The sequence below is a fragment of the Streptomyces sp. NPDC002845 genome (assembly GCF_053591955.1).
Window position 1 is genome coordinate 1 of sequence record NZ_JBSFUU010000174.1, and the last position, 5,295, is coordinate 5,295.

Sequence of the window (5,295 nt, forward strand, 5' to 3'; positions counted from 1 at the left end):
CTACGGCATAGACAATAGCCGCCGACCGGCACGAGTCCCCGAATCGTCACTCACACCAGACCCGTGACCTGCGACTTCACGATGCACGCCACTCAATGGCGCCGTGCCTCGAGGACGGGCGGAGGCGAGGCGCTGCGTTCCAGGGGCCCCTCCGGCTGCGACTGCCGGCTCGGCCCCCACCTGCAGGCCAAGCTTGCGATGTGGCTGGAGGAGGGGCCGGCCGCGCACGGCTGGGCGGACGACCAGGTGTGGACCGCCGCCCGGGTACGCACGCTGATCGGGCGGAAGTCCACATCTCCTACAGCGTCTCCGGGGTGACCCGGCTGCTGCACCGGATGGGCTACAGCGTGCAGATGCCCGCCCGGCCCGCCGCCGAGCGCGACGAGGACGCGATCACCGCGTGGCGGGAGGCGACCTGGCAGGAGGTAAAACCTTCCGGGCGGCGACCGGCGCGTTCATCTGCTTCGAGGACGAAGCAGGCGTGACCGGTCGGCCGCCCAAGGGCCGCACCTGGGGCCGGCGCGGCATCACCCCGAGGGTCAAGGTGTCCGGCCGCAGCCGGGGACGGCTCTCGGTGGCCGGGCTTGTGTGCTTCCGTCCGGGCCTGCCCGCCCGTCTGTGCTACCGGCTGCGTCGGCATACCGGCCGCAAGGGCGAGCGTCGCTCGCTGGGCGAGACGGACTACATCCGCCTGCTGGATGGCGCCCACCAACTGCTGAAGGCCCCGCTGATCGTGGTGTGGGACCGGCTGAGCACCCACATCTCCAAGACGATGAAGGCACTCGTTGCCGAGCGGGACTGGCTGGCAGTGGTCCTGCTGCCCGGGTATGCGCCCGACCTCAACCCGGTGGAGGGCCTGTGGGCGCACATCAAGCGGAGCCTGGCCAACCTGGCCGCCCGCACCCTCAGCGAGCTGGAGACTCTGCTACGCAGGCGGCTCAAGGCGCTGCAGTACCGGCACAGCCTCCTCGACGGATTCCTCGCTGGGACCGGCCTCACTCTCGACAGACCGGACGGACCCTAATACGCCGAAGTCAGTAACAGGGAAGCCGGTCGCTGGGTCGGTGACCGTGGCGGCGAGGAACGTGGCAGTGGTGAAGGAGCCGCGCCAGCTTTCTGCGCCCTCCCGGCTGGCACGCGAACTGGTCATACTCTTCAGTGAATTGCGGCACATTGGACAGCTGACGGGGATGCGATGACGGCGAACACAGGTACGACGCGGGGCGGCGCCCTCTTCGGCACTGCCGCCGCGGTCGCGGTCGTGGCGGGGGGCGCGGGGGCCGTGTTGGTTCCCGTGCGCGACGTCGCGCTGGGTGGACTGTGGTTGCTCGTGGGTTGGCTGGCGCTTGCCGGGGTCGCCGGGTGGTGTGCCGAACTGGCGCTTCGGCGGAGCAGCGCGTCCACCGGCGATGCGAGTGGCTTCCGGACGCTGCGGCTGGACTCGATCGCTATCCTGGCGACGGCCCTGGTGGCCGAACTGACTCTGATCGGAGCTCGGTTGGCTCGCGATCACGAGTACGCGACGGCCTGGGCGTCCGGGGTCGTACTCCTCATGCTGGTCGTCGGCGTCTCCTGGCGCATCTCCTCCGTCAGCGACAGCAGTAGTGGCCACACGCCGTCCGACAGCCTCCCCAGCGCCGTTGCCTTCGCCTTGGCCGAGGCGTGCAGCGGCTGGCTCACCGCCCGCTTCGCCGTGGAGGGGCCGCTGTGGGCGGCTTGGGCGCTGGGTTGCGCCATGGTGGTGCTGGCGGCGGGCTTCTGGCTATCCGACTCCCAGTCCTGGGGTGCCGAGTCCACGTACCTGAAGGTGTTCGGTTCCGCCGTGTTGCTGGGTGTGGCTGGTGTGGTGGCGCGTTCGGCGGTGCGGGGCGAGACGGCGGCCGCTTGGTGGGTGGGCGGAGTGGCGGTGGGGGGTCCGCTGCTCGTCGTCATGATGTCGGCGCTGCGGCGGCCCAGGACCGGTCGTGGTGCGACGGCTTCGCCCGGGGCACAGCTGGCCGGGGTCCTGGTTCCGCTGAGCAGCCTCGCGTGGGCGATATGGAGCGGGAAGCTGTGGAGCGGGCCGGACTCGGGTGATCGGCTGCTGGAGGCCGGTTGGCTGGCGGTGGCGGGGGCTGTGCTGCTGATGACGCAGTACGGAGTGCTGGTCTGGATGAGCACGGCGCCGTCGGCGGACCGGGCGTCCAGATTGGCCCGCGTGGCCCGCACGCCACGTGAATACAACAGCCGGGCGATGGACGATCTCACCCGGCTCACCGTCCTGCAGCGCTTCATGAGCCCTCTCCAGTCCACCGCCCTGAATGCCCTCCACCGGCGTACCGCCGTGGCCACCGGGCTCGCTGTCGACGACATCTGGCCCCGGATCGAACTGGTCGCCCCCGACGAGGTCAATCGCCGGGTATGGCGCAAGGAACGGGGCGTACTTGTCTGCCGGATCACCGTCGCGAGCGCCGTGTGCACGACGGGCGTCTGGCTGCTCGCGCCGCTCACCGGCCTTGGCGGTCTCTCCGTCGAGCAGGGGGTGGTCGTACTGCCCGTCGTGGGACCGCTGGCGGTGGCGGCCCTGGCGTTGGCGCAGGCGCGCAGGTCGCTGGTCGAGGTGTACGAGGCCAAGGCGGACGCGGTCGACGTGTACCGGTACGACCTGGCGAAGAGGATGCACCTCTCCGTGCCGGAGAATCCCTCGAGCACGGATATGAGGCGACTGGCCGCCGAGTTGAGCGATGAGCGGGCTCCCGATCCGTACGCGGAACGATGGAACGCCGAGCCCGGAGCCGCTGATCGCGCCAGGCGCGAGGAACTCGCCGCCGCCGTCGCGAGCATGGTGAGATCGGACATCTGGGCCATGGTGCGTCAGGTGATCCGGGACGAGCGCCTTTCCCCGGCAGCGCGGGCTCCCGTCGGCGCTCCCCTCACGGAAAGCCAACTGACGCTGCTCGCCCAGGAGATCGCCCGCTCGACGGCGGGCCCGGTCGGCGCCCGCCTGGAGAGTCATCTGTCGGATCTCCAACAGAAGTTGCACCGGGACTTGCGATTGGTGATCCGCACCTCCCTGACGGAGGCCGTGACCGGCCCCGCACTGACGAACTTCGTCGGCTACTTCGCGATCGAACTGGAAGACAGCGACGCACAGGACGTACGAGCCGAAGGCGGCACGATCAGGGCACCTGCGGGGCGGCGCCTACGACTGCTCGTCTCCGTCGTGCGCGACGAGGACATGCGGGACTTCCCTTCAGTGGTCGCGAGCCGGCCGGGCAGCAACTTCTTCGTCGTGGAGCCGGTCCGTGTAGAGGGCGGCAGGGACGCCGGCACCGCGTCGTTTGACGTGATGGCCGACAGCTCCACGCTCACACCGCTGCCCTACCGCAAAAACCTCCGCGTCGAGCACAAGCAGCAGGCAGCTTTCGGAGTCCAGGTGCCGGAGGAGGGCAATCACGAGATCTGGCTGCAGCTCTATCAGGCCGGCCACCTCGTCCAGGTCGTCGCCCTGAAGATCGAGGCGACAGGGGCGACGGACGACGTATGAACGAGGCACGACCGCCGGACGTCTCCGTCCGGGCCCTGGCCATCGACGGGGGGACCCAACTGGAGTTCACCGCCCTCCGCAGAGAAGTCGCGCCGCTGCGCCTCACCCTCGTCGGCGGCAACGCTCTGATCCAGGCCCGCGAGGCACTGGATAAGGGGCTGACCCGCCTCAAGGACGAACTCACCGGGTTCGACATCGAGGACGGGGACCTCGACCGGGTCTTCCAGAGTCTGCACCGCCTCGGCCGCACCTTGCTCTTCACCCTGTTCGGCCTGGAACAGCCCGTCCTCCAGGGGCTCCAGGCGTTCTGGAACAGGGCCCTGCCGTACGGAATGAACCCCACGCTGCCGCCCCCGCTCGTCGAATGCGCCGGCGGCCAGGACGGCTTCCTGCCCCTGGAGTTCCTGCCACTGTTCCGGATGTTCCCGGGCGATCCCGTCGAGACCCGGGGCGGCTTCACCGCCGCGTGCCGGACCCTCGTCGGCTTCTCATGCGTGGTTCGCCGCGCCCTGCTCCCCGCCCCTGTCCAGGACGGGCTCGCCGTGCACACCGGACCGCAGGGCCGTGTCCCCGCCCGCTATCTCTACTACGAGCACCTCCAAGGAGCCGTCGAGGAACTGGCATGGTTCGCCGACTCCGGAAAGCACCACATCGACCTCGAAGGTCCATACCCCGACGGTGCGGAACACGCACTGGGCCTCGCCGAGCAGATCTTCGATCCCCGGCTCCTCCTCGACGGCACCCATCGTGAACTGCCGGACCAGATCCAGCACTTCGCCTGCCACTGCTACACCCGCTCCGACGACACACTCGCCGCCGAGATCGAGCTCAGCGGCGCCGGCCACCACTCCCGCACCACACTCGGCGACCTCGGAGCGGACCTCCTCGCCCTCGCCGCGAGCCGGGGGCAGCGCACCTTTGACCTGCCGCTGGTGGTGATGAACGCCTGCGGCTCGGGCCGGATGCGCGCCCCGGGGGCGCCGTCGTTCCCATACCTCTTCCTCAAGAACCGCAACCGCGGCTTCATCGGCACCGAAACCGAGATTCCCGACGACATCGCCGCAGCCTTCTCCAAGGCACTGTACGAACGCTTCCTCATCCGCCGGATACCCCTGGGCAGAGCACTCCTCGAGTCCCGCTTGCACCTCCTGCACACGCTCCGCAATCCGCTCGGCCTGACCTACGCCGCGTACGCCGACCCCGGCCTGCACGTCTGCCCCACCCCTGAGGAGAGACCCCATGTCCAAGCCCACCTCTGACGCCGGCGCCGACGCGACGATCAGTGTCCTCGGCCTGGAGGACACAGACCAGGGCCGCACCGATCGCCTGTCCTTCCGCCGCCTGGAGGAGTGGCGGGCCGCCCGCACGGAGATCCCCGCCGAGGAACTCCGCGTCCGCCTCGACGCCTTCGTGACCACGATGCAGGGCCTGATCGCCTCCCTCCCGCAGCGAGCGGGCGAGTTCCGCCTCAACGAGGTCACCTTCAGCGCCGAGGTGAGCGCCAAGGGCACGGTGTCGTTGCTCGGCTCCGGGGGTGAACTGGCCGGCCAAGCAGGAATCACCTTCACGTTCACCCGGGCTGGCACTCCCTGAGTAGGCAGTCCCGGCCTTCGTAACCGGAACCGGGGTTCGCTGGGCGGCTATGGCCGCGGCTGGGTGAACAACCCCTGCTCGGTCACGGCAGCTGTAAGTCTTGATCGTTGACGTGTCTGTGCAGGTCAGGGGTGGCGCGGGCATGGGAACGGCCACCGCGATCATGGTCGTTTGTG

Annotated in this window: 3 protein-coding genes and 1 pseudogene; all 4 read left to right on the forward strand. The window is 69.5% G+C overall.

What is annotated here, in order from left to right:
- Window positions 1-93: 93 nt before the first annotated feature.
- Window positions 94-1,024, forward strand: a pseudogene (locus tag ACWD3C_RS47705) (IS630 family transposase); the annotation flags it as partial.
- Window positions 1,025-1,195: 171 nt separating this feature from the next.
- On the forward strand, window positions 1,196-3,526 hold the full coding sequence (locus ACWD3C_RS47710; protein WP_451154957.1) for a hypothetical protein: 2,331 nt from the start codon (window positions 1,196-1,198) through the stop codon (window positions 3,524-3,526).
- Window positions 3,523-4,785, forward strand: coding sequence for a CHAT domain-containing protein (locus ACWD3C_RS47715; RefSeq protein ID WP_451154959.1), 1,263 nt, complete (start codon window positions 3,523-3,525; stop codon window positions 4,783-4,785). The genes ACWD3C_RS47710 and ACWD3C_RS47715 overlap by 4 nt, the downstream gene beginning before the upstream one ends.
- Entirely contained in the window at window positions 4,766-5,119 is a 354-nt protein-coding gene (locus ACWD3C_RS47720; RefSeq protein WP_451154961.1) for a Pepco domain-containing protein, read from the forward strand. The genes ACWD3C_RS47715 and ACWD3C_RS47720 overlap by 20 nt, the downstream gene beginning before the upstream one ends.
- Window positions 5,120-5,295: the final 176 nt, after the last annotated feature.